Below are 20,454 nucleotides of genomic sequence, written 5' to 3'. Positions count from 1 at the left end.
CAGTCCTTCTATTCTCTCAAATGTTGCTCTGCCCAATGGCAGAAAGCCAGGGTATCCGAATCGCTGCCTTCAGGACCGATCAGCTGTACGCCCAGCGGCAGCCCGGCCGGACCCACGCCCGTCGGCAGGTGCACGCTGGGCAGGCCTAGGGCGCTCCAGGCCCGGGAGAACAGCGGATCGCCGGTACGTTCAAGGCCAGACTCGGCTTCACCGAGGGCGCTGGGCGTAAGCAGCAGGTCGCAACTGGCGAAGACGCCGGGCAGATCGGCACGGGCCTCGGCGAGACGGGCGTGATTGTAACGGTTTTGCGCGAAGTCGATCTGCTCGCCGATGGCCAGGCGCTGGCGCAGATTGTCGCTCAACAGGTGCGGATGGCAGAGGCGCTCGTGGGCCAGGGCCTTGAAGGCTTCAGCCCACATGATCAGGTCGTGGACTTCGGCCAGGGGCGTGAAGCTGGCGGGCAACTCGACGTCGATCACCTCGGCACCGGCCTGACGCAGACGATCAGCCGCAAGCTGCAAGGCCTCGCGGCTACCGGCGCTGGCGGCATGCCAGTTTGGCGTGCGGCACAAGCCGATGCGCGGCGTGCCGGTCATGTGCAATTCGCGCCAATGCGGCGCGTCGGCCATGACCGAGGTCAGCAGGGCGACGTCGGCGACACTGCGACCGAAGCCGCCGATGGTGTCCAGTGATTCACTGAGACTCTTGACCCCGGCGCGGGGGATCAGGCCGAAGCCCGGCTTGAAACCGACGACACCGCAATAGGCGGCGGGGCGAATGATCGATGCGGCGGTCTGCGTGCCGAGTGCCAACGGGACCATGTGGGCGCCCACGGCCGCCGCCGAACCGCTGGACGAGCCCCCCGGAGTGTGTGCGGGGTTGTGGGGGTTGCGGGTTGGTCCGGGGGTGAAGGTGGCGAACTCGGTGGTCACGGTCTTGCCCAGCACAATGGCGCCGGCCTGTCGGCACAGGGCCACGGCGGCGGCATCCGCCGGTGGTTGCTGCCCGGCGTAGATGGGCGAGCCGTAGGTGGATGGAAAGTCCCGGGTGTCAAACAGGTCCTTCACCGCCAGGGGCAAGCCATGCAACGGGCCGCTGATGGGGCCTGCATCGAGGGCGCGCGCCTGGGTCAGGGCCGCCTCGGCGTTGAGGGCGCACCAGGCCAGCACCTGCGGCTCGCGCTGGTTGATCCGTTGCAGGCAGGCCTGGAGCAGGCGCTCGGCGCTCAGGCGCCGCTGTTGCAGCAGTACTGCGGCTTCGCTGGCGCTCAGGCGGACCAGATCATCGTCATGCCAGACAGTCATGACTGGCACCAGTCGAGGATCATGCGCTGGTACAGCTCGCAGGCCTGTTCGATTTTCGCCACCTCGCAATATTCATCGGTCTGATGCGCCAGGTGGGTTTCCCCAGGCCCCAGGATCAGGGTCGGCGGATTGCCCAGCGGTGCAAGCAGTGCTGCGGCATCGGTGAAATAGGTCACGGTGCCTGGCGTTTGGGTAGTACCGGCCAAGGCCATGACCCGCTGTACCCACGGCGACTCGGGCGGGGTGTAGACCGGTGGCAGGTCGATCATGATTTCCAGTTTGATGTCAGCGCCCAGCAGTGTCTGCAGCGTGTCCTGGATGCGGGCGTGGGATTGCCCGGCAACGCTGCGGATATCGATGGTCAACTCGGCGGCATCGGGCACTGAATTGACGTTCAGGCCGCCCTTGATCAAGCCGACGTTGAGGGTCGGGCTGCCCATCAGCGGATGTGGCGGGCAGTCGAAAGTAAACGCCTGCAAGGCCAGTGCGGCCCGGGCGATCTTGTACACGGCGTTGTCGCCATGCTGCGGCATCGAGCCGTGGGCGGTGATGCCCGTGGCCCTGGCCTTGAGCCACAACGCACCTTTGTGCCCGACCAGCGGGTTGTTGTAGCTGGGCTCGGCCACCAGCAGCGCCCCGGCCGGTTGCAGCAGTCCCGGCTGTTCGGCCATGTGGAAAGCACCTTCGCAACCGGTTTCCTCTCCAGCGGTGATGATCAGGGTGACGCCCGCAGTCCCTGCCAGTTGCGGGCTGCAGGCGATGGCGGCGCAGACGAAGGCGGCGACACCGCCTTTCATATCACTGCTGCCGCGCCCGTAGAGCTTGCCGTCGACGATATCGCCGCCGAACGGCGCCTGGGTCCAGGGGGCATCGCCAAGGGGCACCACATCGACGTGGCCGGTAAAGGCCAGCGGCAGGCCTTTGTCCGGGTCGCCGATACGGGCGATCAGGCTGGCGCGACCGGGCGTCAGCTCGGTGAGGGTGCACCGGAACCCGTAGGGTTCGAGCAATTGCGCCAGATAGCGGGTGCAGTGGGACTCATCGCCCGGGGTATTGCTGGTGTTGATGGTGTTGACCCTGACCAGCGTCTGGGTCAGCTGTACCGGATCGAGATTGAGGTTCATCGCAGGGACTCCTGGTAAAGGTCAGCCGAAATACGCGGCCTGGACTTCGTCGTTTTCGCTGAGGCTGCGGGCATCGCCCTGGGCGACCATGCGCCCCTGGGACAGCACGAAACCGTAATGAGAGATCGCCAGTGTCTGGTGCACATTCTGCTCCACCAGCAGCACGCTGATGCCCAGTTGGGCGATGTCGGCGATGATGCGGAAGTTTTCCTTCACGTACAGCGGCGACAGGCCCAGGGACGGTTCGTCGATGATCAGCAGGCGCGGCTTGGCCATCAGCCCGCGGCCGATGGAAACCATGGCCTGTTCACCGCCGGACATGGTCCCGGCCAATTGCTCGCGACGTTCCTTGAGGCGCGGGAACAACTCATAGACTTCATCGGCGCGCCGGGCGATTTGCGCCGCATCGCAGGTCTGGTAGGCGCCCACTCGCAGGTTTTCCGCCACTGTCATCTTCGGGAAGATCTTGCGGCCCTCGGGTATGCAGGCAATGCCCTTGGCGATGATGCGGTGAGTCGGCAGGCCTATCAGGGATTCGCCGTTGAACAGAATCTCGCCGCGATTGGGCGGGGTCAGACCGAGGATCGAGCGGATCAGCGTGCTCTTGCCCGCGCCGTTGGCGCCGAGGATGCAGGTGATATGGCCTTCCTGCAGCTCCAGGGACAGGTCATGGATGACGTCGATGCGGTCGTAGGCGGTGGCGATGCGTTGCACACTCAGAAGGGACATGGCTCACTCCTTGCCCAGGTAGGCAACCTGGACCTGTGGGTCCTTGATGATGTCGGCGTAAGGGCCCTCGGCGATTTTCTTGCCATAGTTAAGCACTACGCAGCGTTCGGAGATCCGTTGGATCAGGTTCATTTCGTGCTCGATCAAGACGATGGCGAACGGAGCGACGCTTTGCCGGACCTTGAGCACGTCGTCCATCAGTTCGTTGGTCTCGTCATGGGTCATGCCCGCTGAGGGTTCGTCGAGCAGCAGCAGGCGCGGTTCGCTGATCAGCGCCCGGCATATCTCCACCCGACGCCGGTCCAGCATGCTCAGGTTCAGTGTCGGCTCCCAGAGCTTGTCGGCGAGCCCGGTGTTAAAGGTTTTCAGCAACTGGTGCACGCGCTCGACCATCTCGCCGTGCTGGCGCTTGAAGGCCTGGCGGCGGAACAGGTTGAACCACAGGCTTTCGTCCAGGTGGCGGGTATTGCCGATCACCACGTTATCGAACACGGTCAGGGGCAATGACAGGCGCAGGCGCTGGAAAGTGCGGGTAATGCCGTGGCTGTAGACCGTCTGTGGCGAGCGGCCACTCAGGTCTTCGCCGCCGAAGCGCACGCTACCGGCACTGGCCTTGTACAGGCCGGTGATGACGTTGAAACAAGTGGTCTTGCCCGAGCCGTTGGGGCCCAGCAGGGCGAGGATTTCCTGGGGCGCGATGTCCAGGTCCAGGCCGTCCAGTGCGGTAAGGCCGCCAAAACGCATGGTCAGGCCGCGAGTCTGCAACAGTGGTTTCATGATGGGCGCCCCGGGAAAAATTGACGAACCTTGCGCGGCAGCAGGCCTTGCGGGCGGAACAGCAGGATAGCGATCACCAGCAGGCCGTAGAGCAGAAAGCGGTATTCCTGAATGGATTGCAGTTTCTCCGGCAGGATCATGACGATCGCCACCGCAGGAATGATCCCCCAGGGGTTGCCGATGCCGCCCAGGATCACGATCGACACCAGGATCAGCGAGTCACCGAAGGTGAAATTGTTAGGCGCGACATAACCGGTCATCAGGCCGTAGCTGGCACCGGCGACGCCGATCAGGAAGTTGCCGAACACAAAGGCCATGACCTTGGTGCGGGCGATACGAATGCCGAACGCAGCGGCCGAGATCTCATCGGTGCGCACCATGTCCATGGCCACCCCCAGCCAGGAGCGCTCCAGGCGCCGGACCAGCCAGAACGCGACGCTGCACAGGATCAGCGCCAGGATCACGAAGTTGGCATAGAAGGAGATTTCGCTGTCGCCCCACTCCAGACTTTCGCCAAGGTCGATGCCGAACAGGGTCATGCTGGGAATACGCAGGCCTTGCGGGCCGCCGAAGCTGTCATTGACCTCCATGAAGGTGCGAAACAGGATGCCGAAGGCGATGGTGACCAGCGCCGCGTAGTGTCCTCGGGTGCGCAATACCGGCAGGATCAGCAGCGAGCCCAGGGCTGCCGCTACCAGCCCGGCGATAAGGATTGCCAGCAGATCCGGCACGCCGCTGTGCAGGGCCAGCATCGCAGCGGTGTAGCTGCCGATGCCGAAGAATGCGGCGCCGGCGAAATTGACGATGCCGGCATAGCCGAACTGAACGTTCAGGCCCAGGCAGGCGACGCTGTAGATCAGCACAGTGGCCAGCAGCAACAGGGCAAAGTGCTCGTCATGGAACACCCCGAGCAGAATCAGCACACCGGCAATACAGCCCATGCCCAGCAGGCGCGGGTGCCCGGCGGCGCTGCTGCCCAGGGAGCGGGCCAGGCCCAGGCGGCCTGATAGCAGCGCAACGACAGTGATGCCGATGCCGAGGAACAGGATTTCGAGCTGGCTTTCGGCATGCAGCAGGGCCCAGGCGGCCAGAAAACTCAGCCCCAGGGCGGCCAGCAGCAGGCCGCGAGAAGGTTTGGAAAAGAATGTGCTCATGGTCAGACTCGCTCACTGCTGCGTTCGGCGATGAGGCCGGTGGGTTTCCAGGCCAGCAGGACAATCACCACCACGAAGGCGAAGACATCCTTGTAGGCGCCCTGGAAGCCGGGAATCAGATGCGGGAGCGCGACGGCGCCAAAGGTTTGCAATGCCGCGAAAAGAAAGCCGCCGAGAATCGCCCCGTAGAAGTTACCCAGGCCACCGAGGATCGCGGCGCAGAAACCGATCACGCCCAGCAGCAGGCCGACGTTGAAGTTGATTTCGTTGTAGTACAGCCCGTTCATCATGCCGGCCATGGCCGCCAGGGCCGAGCCGAGGGCAAAGGTCAGCAGCACGATGCGTTCGAAATTGATGCCCATGACCCGCGCTGTCTCGCCGTCCTGAGCCACTGCACGAATGGCCAGACCCAGTTTGCTGCGGTTGATCAGCTGATGAACGCCGAAGATGGTCAGCCCACCTGCCGCCAGCAGGATTGCACTGTCGGCACGGATCGCCAGGCTGCCCAGGTGCCAGGTCGCGGTGGGTAGTAACTGCGGGAATGGCTTGGAGTTGGACCCGTCTGGGAAGAACAGGCGGATGCACTCGCGCAGGACCAGACCGAGCATCAAGGTGATCAGTAGAAGATTGATCGGCGGCGCATTGCGCAGCGGCAGAATCAGAAAACGCGCGACCAGGGCACCTAGGGCTGCGGTCACGGCCAGGGCGGCGATCAGCATGATCAGCAGTTGCAGCCAGGGGTTGCTGATGCCGATGGATTGCGCACCGAGGTAGGCGCTGAGACCGGCGAAGCCACCGATCATCAGGACGTCGCCATGGGAAAACTTGATCACGTCCAGCACGCCGAAAAACAGCGTAAAGCCTACTGCGACCATCGCGTAGATCATCCCGAGCATCAGCCCGTTGACCAGGTATTGACTGAGAATTTCCAGATTCATTGGCAAGGCCCGAATGCAAGTGAGTCAGGGCTGCGCCCAGGGGGGGCGCAGCCGGTCATGCAGGTGGCTTACAGGCCCTTGAGCTTGCGTGCTCCGCTGGCGTACTCGCTGTCCTGCCAAGGCACCCATTTGCCGTCCTGGACCACATAGCTGGTGATCAGCGGCACGATGTTCTGGCGGTGATCGTCGAAGGTCACCGGACCGATCATGGTGCTGGCATCCTTGGTGTGGTTGAGCTCATCGCGTACCTTGCGCCGGTTCGGCCCGACCTTGTCGATGGCGTCCATCAGCAGGTTGCTCGCGACAAAGGCGAACGGTCCGTAGGCTTCTGCGGGTTGGGCATATTTCTGCTCGGCGTAGGCGGCGAAGAACGCCGGGCCCGCCGCCAGTTTTTCCCAGGGCGCGCCTTCGATGAAGGACAGTGAGCCTTCGGCCAGATCCTTGCCGGTGCCTTCGATATAGGCGTCGGACTTGATCCCCGAGGTGCCCTCGAACTGCGCCTCGATACCCAGCTTCTCCATCTGTGAGCGGATGCGAATGCCGATGGGCGTCAGGCCGCCGAAATAGATGACCTGGGGCTTGAGCTGCTTGATCTGGGTAAGCTCGGCGGTGAAGTCCTGCTGGTCGGCCGTCACGCCGAAGGTCCCGACGATCTTGCCTCCGGCTTTTTCCAGCGCTTCGCTGAAGTACTTGTTGTGGCCCTTGCCGTAGTCGGTGGTGTCATGGATCACGGCAAACGTCTTGTAACCATGATCAACCATGAACTTCGCCGCTTCCTGGTTCTGGTTGATCATGGTGCCGTTGACGCGGTGCACTTCCTTGAAGTCGTTGGCGTAGGTGATGTCGGGGAGCACCGCGCCCCAGACGATCACCGGCAGGTTGAACTTGTGATAGACATCGACCGCACTCATTGCCACGGCCGAGCAGAAGTGAGTGATGCCGCCGACGATGTCTTTGTCCGAAGCAATCTTGGTCGCGATCTGTACCCCGACATTAGGCTTGCACTCGTCATCCAGAGCCACCAGCTCGTATTCATAGGGGCTGTCGGCCTTGGCGTTGTGCTGTTTAACGGCCAGCTCGGCGGAGTTGCGGCCGCCCAGACCGATGGCCGAACTACCACCCGTCAAAGGGCCAACAAAGGCGATCTTGACCACATCCTTGGCCAGCGCGAAAGGCGCGGTGAACAGGCAGGCCGAGAGAACAGCGGGGAGCAGCGCAACGGTGATCTTGGTACTCATGACGTCTCCTGGGGAATAACCGCGCCGGCGGATGTCGGCTGTTTTATAGAAATACGATCTTGTATACAAGATGGTATTTTCTATAAAGCAACAAGGATGCCAGGCATTACGTTCGGCTGCGTAAGGCGCAGCCCAGGGCTGAATATGTTGGCGCGCAGGGGATAGGTTGCTGCGATCTGGGGCTGGTTGCGGTAGCGGATTTTATTTACGTAGTTGTCGCAAGAGCGGGAAATCGGGCACTGCTTTAGTGCCTGTGGTCGACGCTGGTGCTTGGGGTACTGGATGGAGTATCGGTGGTCAGCTTATGGCGGGAATGGTGGCGAGCGGGGTATATCCGTACTCCGCGAAGGGAGGGGCGTGCAGAACAATGTCACCACTTGGCGCGAGGGCGCTGGCGTGTATGAAAGATGCCCAGGATTTGCAAGCGGTCACCGCGAACACGGTAGGGAATAAGGTAGGACCAGTTCGGTAAAGGCCATTCACGGGTATTTTTGACCCTGCCTTCGCGTCCCATACCGGGAAACCGAGCAAGCTTGTCTACGCTGGCAAAGACTGCATCAGAAAAGTCATCAGCAGCCTTAGGGTTTTCAAGAGCGATATAATGTGCCTCGTCTTCCAGATTGATCAGGGACTTATCCAGCCACTCAACCTGCATCGCGACTCCAGCGCCTGGCGCGCATCGCTGCGACCTGTTCATTGCTCGCGAATTTACCCTCGTCGGCTTCTTTTACGGCCTGTTCAATCTGCGCCGTAAGTGTTTTCTCGTGCTCGATATAGTCACGCAGAACATCCTCGGCCAGATAGCTCACACTCAGGCCGTTGCTTTTAGCCAGGTCGGTGAGGGAGTTGGAAAGGTCTTCTGGCAGGTCCAGGGAAATCCCGGTCATGGCAACCTCGGCGGTATGGTGGACAAAGATGAAGGTATGTTACACGCTCGAATCTCAGTAGGGACCGGCAGGTTGTCGCATGATTTGTCTGGAACATCGGCAGTCGGGTGACTGCATCTGCAGGCACACATCTCTCTCTAATCACATCAATTCTTGCCCATCGCCGCCAACGCCCGTTCCCAGACCTGCCGGGTACGTAGCCACACCACTTCCTGCCAATCCCTGTCGGCCGGATAGAACTGCTCCAGCAAGCCGCGCTTGATGGTGCGCCCGGTGTCATCGAGTGGGTCGCCATGCAGGTGCAGCCACTGGTCATCACGCAGGTAGCGATGTACGTCGGGACCGGGGTAAGTGCCGCATTCGATGACGAAGGGCATTAGCTGGACATTGGGCATCGCTTCTATCAACGCTTGTGAGGTATAGCCCGTGGAAGTTGCCGCGACGCCGGTATCGCTGACTGTATTGGCGCCGGTGACCAGGGTGTAGAGCCAGGGGCCGAACAGGGCCTGGGCGTCTGGCAGGGCGGGGTAGGCGACCTGGGTGATGGTCATCAGCATCGGGTGGCCATAATCACCCGCGCCGGTATGCAGGTCGAAGGTCATCACCACCTGAGCGTCGGCCAGGTGTGTAGCGATGATCTGACGCAGGGTGCGATTCGACCAACTGGCCTCGAAGCCACCGAAGAACAGGCCATCGGCGAACTGATATTGCCCGGCTTCGACAATCGACATCAGCCCCGGCCAACCGTGCTCATCAATAAGTGCGGCGAGGCGTGCGTCGGCCCCGTCGCGCTGCGGGCCATGCAACTGCGTGCAACTGTAGATGTCATGTACCGCTGCGTAAGCGGGGTTGGCGGGCAGCGCTCGGCTGAAGTCGAGGTAGTTGCGATTGAGGTCGATGTTGTCTTCGTTGACCCGGCGCATCCAGGCGGTGCCCCAGGGGTTGATCAGGTGGATCATCAGAATGGCGACGTCGTCGGGCAGGGGGCGGTCCTTGAGAGTTTCGAGCCAACTGCTCTGACAGTCGGAGCCGTAGTAGCCCTCCACGCCGTGAGTGCCGCTCAACGCTACCAGCAGCCGTTTCGCCTGGGGGTCGCCCAGCAATGCCACATCGGTACTCAGCTCTTCGCCGAATGGTCCGGTCAGAGGATGGGCATAGCGGGTCAGGCTGGCGCCGGCAGCAGTGGCGGCCTGGAGGAAACGCTCACGCAGGTCGCGATAGCTGGGGCTGGCAAGGAACGGGCTAGGCATGGCGGAATCTCGCGGATGTGCAAAAAAAGTGGTGCCCGGGGATTCTACAGGCGATGGCCATGCACCGGTTCAGCCGAGCAGTAGTGGAAATAGTGGATGGTCCATCACCGCACCTTCGGCCAGGGTTTCACGCAGGCCTGGAAACTCCGGCGATGTCACCCAGGGGCGCGGCGCATGGCGTACGTCATCGCCCAGCATCCGCACCGAGAACGCCCGGCGCCTGTGGCTGCCGTCGACACCGGCGGATGCATGCAGGGTCAGCATATTGAAGCAGACCATGTCGCCTGGTTGCAGTGCCCAGCCGAGGATGGGGAAGTCTTCGCGGTGTTCCTCTATTTTCGGCAGATCGGCGAGGCTGCCTTCGGTAAACCACTTGGCCTGGTTGTCCATGAACGAACGCGGCATCAGCCACGGCCCCAGATGAGAGCCGGCGACGAATTCCAGGGTCGAGGCCCGGCTGACCGGGTCTACGGGGATCCAGAAGCTGATGGTGTCTACGCCGCTGATGTTGTAGTAGGGCTGGTCCTGATGCCAGGGGGTGCGCTGGCGGGTATTGGGCTCCTTGACCAGAACATGGTCGTGATAGAGGCGTATCTGCTGGCTGCCGAGCAGACGCTGAGCGATGGGCGCCAGCGTCGAGTCATGGATGAAGTCCTTGTAATGGGCATTGTCCTGCCAGTTGCAGAAGTCCTCGAAAAACCATCCCGGGTCATCGGCACTGCTGGCGACCTTGGCCCGGGGGCTTGGCCGGGCAAGGTTCTCCTCGATGCCGGCCTGCAATCCGGCGACCTGCGCCGCCGTGAACGCGTTGCGTATGCACAATGCGCCATGCTCGCGGAAGAAGCGCTGGGCATCGCTGCCCAGTTCGTTGGCTGGAAAGTCACCATGACTCGGCGCGAATGTGTTCATCGCCATCACTCACCCGAGACGTCGTAGCTGAAGTACTTACTGGCAATACGCTGGTACTCGCCGGAAGTATGCAGGGCGGCTATGGCGTCATCCAGTTGCGTGCGCAGAGCGGCGTCGTCCTTGCGGATACCGATGGCGACCCCATTGCCGATGATGCTCTTGTCGGTGATCGGCTCTCCGGCAAAGGCAAAGTCCTTGCCCTGGGGTTTTTGCAGCAGGCCGCTATCGCCCTGGGCCGAGGCCTGGAACGAGGCGTCCAGTCGCCCCGAGGTCAGATCGGCAAAGACCTGGTCCTGGGTCTGGTAGGACTGGATGGTGGCGCCGGCCGGTGCCCACTCGCTCTTGGCATAGCTTTCCTGCAACGAGCCCTGCACCACGCCTACGGATTTGCCTTTCAGCGCCGCCGGGGCAGGTGTCAGCCCGGAACCTTTCCTGGCGATCAGCGAGGATGGCGCCACATACAGGCGCCGGCTGAAATCGACCTGCTGACGGCGCGCAGGGGTGTCGCTGAAGGCCGACAGAATGCCGTCGAACTTGCGCGCCTTGAGGCTTGGAATCATGCCGTCGAAGGTCTGTTCGACCCATACACAGCGCGCCTTGAGTTGCGCACACAGGGCGTTGCCCAGGTCGATATCGAAACCGGCCAGTGAGCCGTCCGGCAGTTTCTGCTCGAAGGGCGGGTAGCTGGGGTCCACACCGAAACGAATGACCTCGGCGGCGTGCCCCGAGGAGGCCAGCACAAACCCGCTGATCAGCGCGGCGTATTGCAGATTGATTCGCAGCATTTGAGGCCTCGTGAAGGTCGACAGGGTAGTGGGGAAATCAGCCGCGTGGTGCCAGGTAGGCCTGGGTCAGTTTGATCCAGTAACCGGCGCCGCGCATGAGGATGTCGTCGTTGAAGTCGTAGCGGGGGTCGTGAATCATGCAGCTTTGGTCACCCTCGCCATTGCCGATGATCAGGTAGCAACCGGGCCGTTCGCGCAGGAACCAGGCGAAGTCTTCGCTGCCATTGAAGGGCGCGATATCGGTCAGTACTTCGTCCTCGCCCAGCCAGTCCCGTGCCACCTGGGTCGCCAATTCGGTCATGGCCGGGTCATTTATCAGCAGCGGGTAATCGGCGCTGTAGTGGACATCGGCAGTAGCCCCGAAGGCATCAGCCTGGGCGTGGATGAGATGCTTGATCCGGGCCTCCAGGCTGTCGCGCACGGCGTTGTTCAAGGAGCGCACCGAGATCAGCATTTCGGCGCTGTCGGGGATCACATTGGAAGCCTTGCCTGCGGTAATGGAGCCGACGGTAATCACGCTCATTTCCTGCGGCGAGACGTTGCGCGAAACGATGGTCTGCAAAGCCATGATGATGCTCGCGCAGACCACCACCGGATCGACGCAGTGATGGGGCATGGCGCCGTGGCCACCATGGCCGTGAACGATGACTTTGATCTGGTCGGCAGAGGCCATGAAGGCGCCGGCGCGAAAGCCCAGCTTGCCGGCGGGATAGCCGGGCATGTTGTGCATGGCGAACAGGGCGTCACAGGGGAATTGCTCGAGCACGCCTTCCTGGATCATCCGCCGGGCACCGGCCAGGCCCTCTTCGGCAGGCTGGAAGATCAGGCGCAGGGTACCGTCGAAGTCGATGTCATCGGCCAACACCCTGGCAGCGGCGAGGAGCATGGTGGTATGGCCGTCATGCCCGCAGGCGTGCATCTTTCCGGGAGTCCGGCTGGCGTAGGGCAGGCCGGTCTTTTCCAGGATCGGCAGGGCATCCATGTCGGCGCGCAGGCCCAGCACCCGGGAACTGCTACCCTTGTGCAACGTACCGATAACGGCGGTTGCGGCGATCCCGCGGTGTACCTTGTACCCCCATTGCTCGAGACGCTCGGCGACCAGGTCACTGGTGGCGTATTCCTCGTAGCCAAGCTCGGGATGAGCATGGATGCGCTGGCGCAATTCCCGCATCTGGGCTTCGATGGGCTGCAATTTCTGCTGGAGGTGCGGCATTGGCAGGATTCTTCCATAGTCCGGGCATGGCATCGATTAACGGCCTGAACCGCCACATCACGCGCTCCACGGCGGAGCAGGCGCTTTGTTCTGGGGCGCGTATGCGGCGTTACGCGGTCCAGCATAGGCGCGTCACCTGGGGCCTCAAAGGCAATCGGCGTTGAACGCGGCAACCCTGGGTTAACAACGGCAGGTATCCATGAAGTTCTATCAACTCAACGCCCTGGTGGCCGTCGCCGACGCGGGCAGCATCCGTGGCGCGGCCAAGCGCCTGGACACGTCGCCGGCGGCGGTGACCAAGGCCGTGCAGAAACTGGAAAGCGAGATTTCCCTGCAGCTATTGGTGCGCAATACGTCGGGCATCGATTTCACCGAAGCGGGCAAGCGGTTACTGGTTCAGGCGCGCTTGCTGGTGGCACAGATGGACAGCGCCACCCATGTGGTGGCCGATTGCAAAGGCGAGCTGACCGGGCGCCTGTCGGTTGCGGTTACGCCCTGGCTGGCCATGACCCTGTTGCCAAAGGTGATGGTGAAGTTTCGCCAGCAGTTTCCCCATGTGCAGCTGGAACTGCATGAAGGCCTGCATTCGATTGCCTACCCACGCCTGCGCGACGCCAGCCTGGACCTGTTTATCGGCCGCCTGGACAGCCAGTGCTCCAACGTCGATCTGAACTATGTGCCGTTATTCACCGCTGATTGCGCGGTAGTGGCGCGGCGCGGACATCCTTTGGCCGACTGCCGCTCCCTGGATGAACTGGCTTTTGCCGACTGGATCCTGTCCGCCCGCCATGACGGTGAGTTCGTCGCCCCGGGCCACGTGCATTTCTCGCACTCGCTGTCGATTACCCTGAGCCTGCTGCGCGATACCGACATGCTCAGCATCTTCCCCTGGCCCCTGGTGGAGGTCTGCGCCCAGCGTGAGGGGCTGTGCACACTGCCCTTGCGCGAACCGGTGGGCAGTGCCCTGGTCGGGGCGATCAGTCGCAGCGGCCAGCCGTTGCGCCCGGCTGCGGAAAAATTCCTGACCTGCCTGATTGAAACCATCGAGCAGGAAATGGACTCGCCGCAGTCGCCCTACCGGCGGATGTTGCAGACGGTGGAGTGGGTGAGTTAAAGAGGATATAGAGGCCATGTGGGACCGGCTTCAGCCGGGAAGACGATAGCAGGCGCCAGAACCGTATCGACCCTGCCTAAGTTTTCCCGGCTAAAGCCGGTCCCACAAAAACCGTTCTGACTGAACAAGTACGATTTTTTCGTAGGAGCGGTCCGATGTTTACCACGCCACAGTGCTGGCAGGGTCGCGGCAACTCCTACGGGACCTATCGCAACGCCTGAATCAGCCGCTTCAGCATCCGCTCACAACCCTCAAGTTGCTCGATGCTGACAAACTCATCGGGCTTGTGCCCCTGGTCCATGCTTCCTGGCCCGCAGACCACCGTGGCAATGCCTGCGGCGTCGAACAGGCCGCCTTCGGTGCCGAACGCCACGGTGGTGAATTCGCTGGAGCCGCAGCATTGGGCGATCAGTTTCGCCGCTTCGCTCTGGGCATCGGTGGCCAGGCCCGGGTAGGACGACAGCTCCGAGAAGCGGATACCAGTGGCAGCATTGACCGCCTGCATTTTCGGCACGACCTGCTGCTGGGCGAAACTCTGCAATTGCCGGGCGATGTCGTGGGCATTCTGGTCGGGCAGGGTGCGGATCTCAAAATCAAAGCGGCAGTCGGCGGGGACGATATTCAGCGCCTTGCCGCCCGCAATGACGCCGGTCTGCACGGTGGAGAAGGGCGGGTCGAAGCGCGGGTCTTGCAGGTGCCCGGCACGCAGGCTGGAGCCGATGCGACCGAGTTCGCCGATCAGCTCGGCGGCATACTCGATGGCGTTCACCCCTTGCGGCGCGTAGGCGGAATGGCAGGCGGCACCATGCACGTCGCAGCGCATGGCCAGTTTGCCCTTGTGGCCCAGCACCGGCTTGAGTTCGGTAGGCTCACCGATGATGCACAACGCCGGTTTATGTGCACGTTGGGCCAGCCCGGCGAGCAGGCTGCGCACGCCCAGGCAGCCGACTTCTTCGTCGTAGGACAGGGCGATATGCACCGGCATGCGCAACGGCTGGGCCAGCAGTGCCGGGACAGCCGCGAGCACGCAGGCGATATAGCCCTTCATGTCGGCGGCGCCACGGCCATACAGCTTGCCGTCCTTTTCGCTCATCTCGAACGGCGGCACTGTCCACGGCTGACCATCCACCGGCACCACATCGGTATGCCCCGACAGCACCACACCGGGACGATCATCGCTGCCGATGGTAGCGAAGAGATTGGCCTTGCTGCGTTCATCATTGAAGATCAGCTCGCAGGACACCTCATGACGGGCCAGGTAGTTGCGCACGAACTCGATCAGTTGCAGGTTGGACTCGCGGCTGGTGGTATCGAAGCCGATCAGCGTGGCGAGGATCTCCTTGCTGTTCATTCATTCGTCTCCCGGCACGCCATAGCTCGGTGCCTTGGTCGGGTCGAGGGCGCGGGTCAGGTAGTCCTGCATCTGTGGCTTGTAATCCGCCCACAGTCCGGCCAGCACGCCCACCGGGTCTTGCTCGGCCCAGTCGACACGCAGGTCGATGATGGGCCAGCTTACTTCGCCCACCACCTTCAGCGCTGCGGAGTGCACCGGGCCGGCCTCGCCGCCGGCGGCCAGGGCGGCCTGCATGGCGGCAATCAGGCGATCGGCCAGTTGCCCGGCGGTGTTTTCAAAGGTCTTCACCAGCGCACCTATGACGGCGGTATCGGCCAGCATATTGCCCGCGCCGACGCATTGCTCTCCGGCGACCGCGTGGTAGCAACCCAGGGTCTGGCTGCCGCTGAAGAACGCCGTATTACCGTTGCTGTCGATGACCGTGACCTGGCGGAACTGGCTGTAGTTGTCGAATGCAGGCACCGTGGCCAGGGCTTGCTCGGGGGATAGCCCGCTCTCCAGCTGATCCAGGACATGACTGCCCAATGCCGGCAGTGTGATGTTCTGCGTCGATACCGCGCCGACCCCGGGGCGCAACCAGGGGCAGCGCGCGCCCACGGCGATGCTCGATGAGCTGATGGCGATGCCCAGCTGGCCGGTTTCGGCGCAACGGCCGATGATTGAAAAGGTCATGGTCTGTGATCCTGTCTGTGACTGATTCGGTGTCGATGTTCTGTCGGGTGTCGTGGGCCGCTCAGCGTGCCCCTTCGACGTTGAGCACGCGGCCCAGGCCAAGGAAGCGGTTGGCCAGGGTCAGCAAGGTGGCCGTGGCGGCGATATACATCACCGACAGCGCCGCCAGGGTCGGGTCGGCGAATTCGCGCACGTAGTTGTACATCGCCACGGGCAGCGTCTGGGTCGCCTGGGTGGTGACGAACAGCGACGCGGTGAACTCGTTGAACGAGAGAATCGCAGCGAATAGCCAGCCGCCGAACAGCCCGGGAATCATCAGCGGCACGGTAATGGTCCAGACCACACGCAAGGGCGAGGCCCCAAGGCTGGCAGCAGCCAGTTCGACGCGCTGCTCAAGGTTTTGCAGCGACACATACAGACTGCGCAGCACGAACGGCAGCACCAGTACGATGTGGCAGAAGATCACCAGGACGTAGCCGCGGCCCAGATTCAATTGCGACACCAGCATCAGCAGGCCCAGGCCGATGGTGAAGTGGGGGATGAACAGCGGCGACAGCAATACGCCCTCAAGCAGGCGCTTGCAGCGAAACTCGTAGCGGTGGATGGCAATGGCCAGGGTCGTGCCGATCAGTACCGCCAGGCTTGAAGCCCAGGCAGTGACGATCAGCCCGGCATAAAAGCCGCTGCGAAAGTCGTCGTAATTGACAGCCCGCTGGAACCAGCGCAGGGACCAGCCCCTGGGCGGAAAGAACAATACCGACGTGCTGCTGAACGAGGAGATGATCACCACAATGGTGGGCAACAATACGAACAACAGAATCAGCGCCACCAACAGGCGGCCCGCATGGGCGAGCCATTTATCGCGATGGGAACGGGTCATGTCAGTGGCCTCCGACGCTGTGCCGGGAGCGGGTCATGCGCTTGATCGCGCTCAGCAGCAGAACCGTTAATACCAGGCTGGCGACGCTCAGGGCAGCGGCGAAGGGGAAGTTCAGCGAAGAGAAGCCCAACTGATAGACCAGAGTGGCCACGGTGCTGACCTTGCCACCGCCAATCAGCTGCGGCGTGGCAAAGGCGCTGAAGGTCCAGGCGAAGGCGGTGGTGAGGCTGGCAACGATGCCCGGTAGCGACAGCGGCAGGGTGATGGTCATAAATGCACGAATTGGCCCGGCGCCCAGGCTGGTGGCGGCCTTTTCATAGGCCGGATCGATATGGGACAGCCCGGTGGCCAGCATCAGCACCATGATCGGCATGGTCACGTGAACGAGTGCCAGGACCACGCCGGTCTGGGTAAACATCAGTTGCAGCGGTTTATCGATCACACCCATGGCCAGCAGCAGGCTGTTGAGAAAGCCACTGCTGCCCAGCACAATGATCCATGAATAGGTGCGCACCACTTCGCCAAGAAACAGCGGCGTAATGGCGATGATCAAGATGCCCGACTTCAGCCAGCCGGTGCGCGTGCGAACCAGTGCATAGGCCAGCGGGTAGCTGAGCAGCAGGCCGAACAGTGCGGTCTTGAAACTCAGCGCCACGGTATTGAGAAACGCCTGGGCGTAAAGACTCTTGAACAGGCCATGGAAGTTGTCGAGGGTAAAGCCGCCGACGTCCAGCGAGCCCGGAATGAAGGCGCGCACGCTGTATTGCAGCACCGTCAGCAGGGCTATCGCCAGGCCCATGGCGGTCAGTGCCGAAGGCAGCACGAACCACAGGACAAACGCAGGTTTTCGAGTCATGAGTGTTTCCCGGCAAGCGGTCCTTAGGGCTGGCCGCTGAGGTGAAATAAATCAGTGGGCCATGATGTTTTCCGAGAACCACTTGCGCCATTCGGCGGACTTTTCGGCGCGCAGTTCAGGGTCGATATTCAAGGTGGCGTCCCACTGTGCGGGGGTCGTCAGCATCCCCGGCAAACCGGCAATTTCCGGGTCGACATGGGCATTGGTCACCACCGGGCTGCCACGATTGATTTTGGCGATCCTGGCCTGCACCTCAGGGGACAGGGCAATGCTCATGAACTTGTAAGCCAGGTCGGCATGCTTGCTGCCCTTGTTGATGCCCATGGCGTCGACGCCCAGTACGGCGCCCTCCTTGGGAATGGCGAGCTTGATGTCCACGCCTTCTTCCATCATGTGGTAAGCGTTCATGGAGAGCATGACCTGTACCGGCGTCTCGCCCGTGGCGATCAACTGCTGGCTGTTGGCGTCATTGGTGTAGAACGACTTGATATTGGGGATCAGCGCCTTGAGCTTGTCTTCGCCCTTTTCCCAGTGCCCGGCGTCGCTGCCGGAGAGCTTGGCCGAGACCGCGATGATATGGCTTGGGTCCCAGTCGGGCAGGGCCAGGGTGCCCTTGAGTTCGGGTTTCCACAGGTCTGCCCAGCTATTGAACGTCTCGCCCTGAGGCACCAGGTCCGGACGGTAGCCGATGGTATAGACATAACCCCAGACGCCGATGTGGGACGGACTCAGCCTGGCCTGCCGGACCAGGTTGGCGGCGTTGGCGATCCTGCTCATGTCCAGGGTTTCGAACAGCTTGTCGTGGGTATACAGCCAGCCGACGTGGGAGGTGGTGAAGGTCAGGTCGGTTTCCGCGATGCCCGCCAGTTTGGCCTTGTTCAGGCGGTCGATGGTGCCGCCGGTGACATACTCGACTTCGACCCCGGTTTCCTTGGTGAACTGCTTGCCGATGGCTTCGTCGATCAGGTCCTTGAAGCTGCCGCCCCAGGTGCTGACGATCAGCTTGTCGGCGGCATTGGCATTCGCGGCGGCCAGGAGGCTCGCGCTTAACAGGGTCAAGGCAATGGCATGACGCAGCATCTTCTATTCCTTCTGGCGGGTTCTGAACGGACTGACCTCTTGCCAACCTGTTTGCACGCAGGGCCTGGCTCGATGGGGTCATGATGGAATGGCGCAGCGGATCCGGTAAAACAGCCTTTGCCGGGCTTCTGCATCAGGATTTCCGATGCAGGCCCGACATGCGGTTTGTCAGTAGCCGCGAGCCGGATCGACCTGATGCAGTACTGCCTCGCCACGACCCAGGCGCAGTATGTTGTCCGCCACCTGTCGGGCGGCGCTGGCCGGGATGGCAACCGAGGCCAGATGCGGAGTGATCAGCACATTGTCCAGCGCCCACAGTGGATCTTCAGGGGGCAGTGGTTCGCGGTCGAAGACATCCAGGGTCGCTTCACCGATCTGGCCGCTGGTCAGCGCGTCAGTCAGTGCCTGCTGATCGACCACGGCACCACGCGAGACATTGATAAAGCAGGCGCCTTTGGGCAGCAGGGCCAGGCGTTCGGCGTTGAGCAGGCCGCGGGTCTGTTCGGTCAGGGGCAGCATCACCACCAGAATGTCGCTGCTGGCAAGGAACCCGCCCAGCGTGTCCATGCCGTTGACGCAACCGACCCCCTCGAGCTGCTTTGGCGAGCGCGACCAGCCGCGCACATCGAAGCCCTGGCGCGCCAGTTCCAGTGCGGCACAGGAACCCAGTTCACCCAGGCCCAGCACGCCGACCCGGACGCTGGCAGGCAGGCGCGGGTGCAGATAGTGCCAGCGATGTTCGCGCTGGGCGCGTTCGAAGGCGGGTATATCCCGGGCATAGCGCAGCACGGCAAACAGCACGTAGCTGGCCATCATGCGGCCCATATCCGGATCGGAAACCCGGGTGATGGGTACTGCGGGCAGGTCATCGCGTTCGACCAGTGCATCGACGCCGGCGCCGAGATTGACCAGCAGTTTCAGGTTGGGGAAGCGCGCGAAGAAGCCGTGCGGCGGCTTCCAGGTCAACACGTAGTGCACGCTGTCCGGGTCCTGGACCTCATCGTCGCGGCAGATGTGCACGCCCGGCAGCAGCGGGGCAAGCAGGGCGCTCCATTCGGTAAAACTGTCGAACTGACTTTGGAATACCAGGGTCGAGGTCATGGCTGCTGCTCCAGCAGTTCGGCCACCGCCGTCAGCGCCAGTCGATAACCCAGGGCACCCAGCCCGGCGATTACGCCGGTGGCGGCCTTGGACACGTAGGAGTGATGACGGAAGCTCTCGCGTTTCCAGATATTGCTCATGTGCGCTTCGATGATGGGGCCGTCGAACGCCAGCAGGGCGTCGAGAATCGGCACCGAGCTGTAAGTCAGGCCAGCGGCGTTGATGATCACGGCGTCGGCGTTCAGGCGCGCTTCCTGAATCCAGTCCACCAGCACGCCTTCATGATTGCTCTGGCGAAACTCCAGTTGCAGGCCCAGTTCGGTGGCGTGGCGCTGGCAACGCGCCTGGATACTGGCAAAGCTCTCGCTGCCATAGGTGCCGCTCTTGTCCAGGCCGTACAGGTTGGCGTTGGGGCCATTGAGGAAAAACACGGTGCGGGGCATGACGGACTCCAGGGCTTTATTCGAAGGGACGGGTGGCGACCATGGCCGTATGGCGGTCAAATTCGGCGAACCAGGCGGCTGTGGCCGGGTGCCCGGCGCGCCAGTTCAGGCTGGCAAAGCGGAAATCCAGATAGCCCAGGCCGCAGCCGAGCGTGATCAGGCCGATATCATCGGGAACCGTGCTGTAGTGCGGCACCTGTTTCTCGATGTCGGCAAGGGCGGCCCAGACCTTGGTCAATTGCCCGTCGAGCCAGCCATCCCACTGTTTGTCGGCGGGGCGGGCGACGGCTTCGTAGCGGGCCAGCATGGCGGCGTCCAACAGGCCGTCGCCGAGGGCCTGGCGGGTCAGGCTGAGCCAGCGTTGCCGACCCTCCCGGGGGAACAGCGAGCCACCGGCATGGCTGTCCAGGTATTCGCAGATCACCCGGCTGTCATAGAGCATCAGGCCGTCGGTGGTCTGCATGGCCGGGACCTTGGCCAACGGGTTGAAGGCAGCGATTCGCTCGTCACGGCGGATCGGGTGGGCGGCCGATTCAAGCTTCTCGATCTGCTGGCTCAGCCCCAGACAGTGGGCGGTCACCATGACCTTGCGCACGTAGGGCGAGGTGGGGGCGAAATACAGTTTGAACATGGGGGCGTTCCGCTC

22 protein-coding genes are annotated in these 20,454 nt (G+C 62.6%); 1 reads left to right on the top strand and 21 read right to left on the bottom strand.

Going from position 1 to position 20,454, the window contains the following annotated elements:
• Positions 1 to 8 precede the first annotated feature (8 nt).
• The 13 genes from ACCD02_RS18825 to ACCD02_RS18765 form a co-directional block, all read right to left on the bottom strand.
• Positions 9 to 1,304, bottom strand: a complete 1,296-nt coding sequence (locus ACCD02_RS18825; protein ID WP_413304919.1) for an amidase — start codon at positions 1,302 to 1,304, stop codon at positions 9 to 11.
• Positions 1,301 to 2,428 (bottom strand): M20 family metallopeptidase, encoded by a 1,128-nt coding sequence (locus ACCD02_RS18820; RefSeq protein WP_413304916.1) that lies wholly within the window; start codon positions 2,426 to 2,428, stop codon positions 1,301 to 1,303. Before ACCD02_RS18820 ends, ACCD02_RS18825 begins: the two co-directional genes overlap by 4 nt.
• A 21-nt stretch (positions 2,429 to 2,449) precedes the next feature.
• Positions 2,450 to 3,157, bottom strand: coding sequence for an ABC transporter ATP-binding protein (locus tag ACCD02_RS18815; RefSeq protein ID WP_413304913.1), 708 nt, complete (start codon positions 3,155 to 3,157; stop codon positions 2,450 to 2,452).
• A 3-nt stretch (positions 3,158 to 3,160) separates the two neighbouring features.
• Complete coding sequence (locus tag ACCD02_RS18810) at positions 3,161 to 3,934, bottom strand: ABC transporter ATP-binding protein (protein WP_413304911.1); 774 nt, start codon at positions 3,932 to 3,934, stop codon at positions 3,161 to 3,163.
• The gene (locus ACCD02_RS18805; protein WP_413304908.1) at positions 3,931 to 5,088 is read right to left on the bottom strand and encodes a branched-chain amino acid ABC transporter permease; all 1,158 of its coding nucleotides are present in this window, start codon (positions 5,086 to 5,088) and stop codon (positions 3,931 to 3,933) included. Before ACCD02_RS18805 ends, ACCD02_RS18810 begins: the two co-directional genes overlap by 4 nt.
• A gap of 2 nt (positions 5,089 to 5,090) precedes the next feature.
• Positions 5,091 to 6,026 (bottom strand): branched-chain amino acid ABC transporter permease, encoded by a 936-nt coding sequence (locus ACCD02_RS18800; RefSeq protein ID WP_413304905.1) that lies wholly within the window; start codon positions 6,024 to 6,026, stop codon positions 5,091 to 5,093.
• 68 nt (positions 6,027 to 6,094) lie between these two features.
• Positions 6,095 to 7,264, bottom strand: a complete 1,170-nt coding sequence (locus tag ACCD02_RS18795; protein ID WP_413304903.1) for a branched-chain amino acid ABC transporter substrate-binding protein — start codon at positions 7,262 to 7,264, stop codon at positions 6,095 to 6,097.
• A 370-nt stretch (positions 7,265 to 7,634) separates the two neighbouring features.
• Positions 7,635 to 7,919, bottom strand: coding sequence for a type II toxin-antitoxin system RelE/ParE family toxin (locus ACCD02_RS18790; protein WP_413304900.1), 285 nt, complete (start codon positions 7,917 to 7,919; stop codon positions 7,635 to 7,637).
• Positions 7,909 to 8,151, bottom strand: a complete 243-nt coding sequence (locus ACCD02_RS18785; protein ID WP_413304898.1) for a CopG family ribbon-helix-helix protein — start codon at positions 8,149 to 8,151, stop codon at positions 7,909 to 7,911. Before ACCD02_RS18785 ends, ACCD02_RS18790 begins: the two co-directional genes overlap by 11 nt.
• A gap of 146 nt (positions 8,152 to 8,297) precedes the next feature.
• A complete protein-coding gene (locus tag ACCD02_RS18780; RefSeq protein ID WP_413304896.1) occupies positions 8,298 to 9,401 on the bottom strand; it encodes a DUF2817 domain-containing protein in 1,104 nt (367 codons plus the stop codon).
• Positions 9,402 to 9,470: 69 nt separating this feature from the next.
• Positions 9,471 to 10,310 carry a phytanoyl-CoA dioxygenase family protein gene (locus tag ACCD02_RS18775; protein WP_413304893.1) on the bottom strand — a complete coding sequence of 280 codons (840 nt, stop codon included), beginning with the start codon at positions 10,308 to 10,310 and terminating at the stop codon, positions 9,471 to 9,473.
• Positions 10,311 to 10,315: 5 nt separating this feature from the next.
• A complete protein-coding gene (locus ACCD02_RS18770) occupies positions 10,316 to 11,095 on the bottom strand; it encodes an ABC transporter substrate-binding protein (RefSeq protein ID WP_413304890.1) in 780 nt (259 codons plus the stop codon).
• Between the two features lie 37 nt (positions 11,096 to 11,132).
• The gene (locus tag ACCD02_RS18765) at positions 11,133 to 12,308 is read right to left on the bottom strand and encodes a M20 aminoacylase family protein (RefSeq protein WP_413304887.1); all 1,176 of its coding nucleotides are present in this window, start codon (positions 12,306 to 12,308) and stop codon (positions 11,133 to 11,135) included.
• A gap of 199 nt (positions 12,309 to 12,507) precedes the next feature.
• On the opposite strand from ACCD02_RS18765, the gene ACCD02_RS18760 reads away from it, so the two are divergent.
• Complete coding sequence (locus ACCD02_RS18760; protein WP_413304884.1) at positions 12,508 to 13,422, top strand: LysR family transcriptional regulator; 915 nt, start codon at positions 12,508 to 12,510, stop codon at positions 13,420 to 13,422.
• Between the two features lie 205 nt (positions 13,423 to 13,627).
• Here ACCD02_RS18760 and argE read toward each other — a convergent pair whose 3' ends face one another.
• From argE to ACCD02_RS18720, 8 genes are all read right to left on the bottom strand, one after another.
• Positions 13,628 to 14,773, bottom strand: coding sequence for an acetylornithine deacetylase (argE, locus tag ACCD02_RS18755; RefSeq protein WP_413304881.1), 1,146 nt, complete (start codon positions 14,771 to 14,773; stop codon positions 13,628 to 13,630).
• A complete protein-coding gene (locus tag ACCD02_RS18750) occupies positions 14,774 to 15,448 on the bottom strand; it encodes a DUF1028 domain-containing protein (RefSeq protein ID WP_413304878.1) in 675 nt (224 codons plus the stop codon).
• Between the two features lie 61 nt (positions 15,449 to 15,509).
• Entirely contained in the window at positions 15,510 to 16,328 is an 819-nt protein-coding gene (locus ACCD02_RS18745; protein ID WP_413304875.1) for an ABC transporter permease, read from the bottom strand.
• 1 nt (position 16,329) lies between these two features.
• A complete protein-coding gene (locus ACCD02_RS18740) occupies positions 16,330 to 17,184 on the bottom strand; it encodes an ABC transporter permease (protein WP_413304873.1) in 855 nt (284 codons plus the stop codon).
• Between the two features lie 51 nt (positions 17,185 to 17,235).
• Complete coding sequence (locus ACCD02_RS18735; RefSeq protein WP_413304870.1) at positions 17,236 to 18,264, bottom strand: polyamine ABC transporter substrate-binding protein; 1,029 nt, start codon at positions 18,262 to 18,264, stop codon at positions 17,236 to 17,238.
• A 168-nt stretch (positions 18,265 to 18,432) separates the two neighbouring features.
• Positions 18,433 to 19,365: a 2-hydroxyacid dehydrogenase gene (locus ACCD02_RS18730; RefSeq protein WP_413304867.1), complete on the bottom strand. Its 933-nt coding sequence runs from the start codon at positions 19,363 to 19,365 to the stop codon at positions 18,433 to 18,435.
• A complete protein-coding gene (locus ACCD02_RS18725; RefSeq protein WP_413304864.1) occupies positions 19,362 to 19,808 on the bottom strand; it encodes a type II 3-dehydroquinate dehydratase in 447 nt (148 codons plus the stop codon). Before ACCD02_RS18725 ends, ACCD02_RS18730 begins: the two co-directional genes overlap by 4 nt.
• Positions 19,809 to 19,824: 16 nt before the next feature.
• Positions 19,825 to 20,439 carry a glutathione S-transferase gene (locus tag ACCD02_RS18720; RefSeq protein WP_413304863.1) on the bottom strand — a complete coding sequence of 205 codons (615 nt, stop codon included), beginning with the start codon at positions 20,437 to 20,439 and terminating at the stop codon, positions 19,825 to 19,827.
• Positions 20,440 to 20,454: the final 15 nt, after the last annotated feature.

Origin of the sequence: Pseudomonas sp. Pseusp88, from assembly GCF_047303955.1 — a bacterium.
Classification (GTDB): domain Bacteria; phylum Pseudomonadota; class Gammaproteobacteria; order Pseudomonadales; family Pseudomonadaceae; genus Aquipseudomonas.
This window is presented reverse-complemented; position numbering and strand designations above follow the sequence as displayed.